The organism is Flavonifractor sp. An306 (assembly GCF_002159455.1).
Lineage (GTDB): Bacteria > Bacillota > Clostridia > Oscillospirales > Oscillospiraceae > Flavonifractor.
Genome location: NZ_NFIQ01000227.1, coordinates 1 through 887, shown reverse-complemented (window position 1 = coordinate 887; position 887 = coordinate 1). Strand labels below are relative to the sequence as shown.

Annotated in this window: 2 protein-coding genes; both read right to left on the bottom strand. The window is 56.4% G+C overall.

What is annotated here, in order from left to right:
- A partial coding sequence (locus B5F88_RS19800; protein ID WP_140402240.1) for a DUF3801 domain-containing protein occupies positions 1-253 on the bottom strand: 253 nt, incomplete at its 3' end.
- Between the two features lie 5 nt (positions 254-258).
- The coding region (locus B5F88_RS19795) for a DUF6017 domain-containing protein (protein WP_087937083.1) at positions 259-887 on the bottom strand (629 nt) is incomplete at its 5' end.

Genomic DNA, 887 nt, shown 5'->3' with positions numbered 1-887 from the left:
AGTCGATGTCGTACTTCTTCGCCACCGCCGAAAACGCCTTGATGTTCTGCTCCGTGATCTCGATGTTGGTCAGGGAGGCCCCATGCTGTTTGAGCTGGTGCAGGGTCTGCTTCCCCTGGTGTAAGCTGCGCTGGGAGGGCTTTTTCTGCATCTCCTCCAGCACCTTCTTCACGGCCTTTTGGAGCAGGTCCGTCGTCATCTTGCCGGTCTCCACCGAGAGGGAGACCACGCCCTGGGTGATTTCTTCCTGCACGCACATCACCTCCGATCTCCGCCGCCGTACATATCGTGGCTCACCAGGGAGGTGTAGTAGCTGTCGATGGTGGCCGGGGCGTTATACAAAGCGGCCAGCAGGTATTTCTTGATGTTACGGACATAGGTAGTGTTCTCCCGCATCCGGTCCAGCACATACTCGATGTGGGAACTGTTCAGCTTCAGGAACCGGGACTTGACCACCTCCGCCGGGTAGTCGTCCCCGGCGATGCGGATCATCTCCCGGTTGGAGCACACCGTATCCACCATGAGCTCCACCAGCTCGTCCAGGCGGTCCCGGTCAAGGCGGTGGTTCTGGATGAGATAGTCATACTCGATGTTCTCCAAAATCAATTCCCGATAACTCTCCCGCTCCCGCATCCGGTCCCGTCCTTTCCGGTCCGAACCCCTGGGGGTTGGGGGGATTGATAGGACAGGATTTGATCCTTCCGTACTGAGTTCATCTTTTTTTGATTTATCAGGATTGCTTTTATCTTTATTTAATTGCGGCCGGTTTTCCAGACCCGGAGTATCCATATCCGGGTTTTCCGTATCTGGATGTTCCGTATCCGGCTCATCCTCACACGGCCCGTCCGGCTCCGGGGGATGGGGCGTTTCGTAGATGACATACTCCA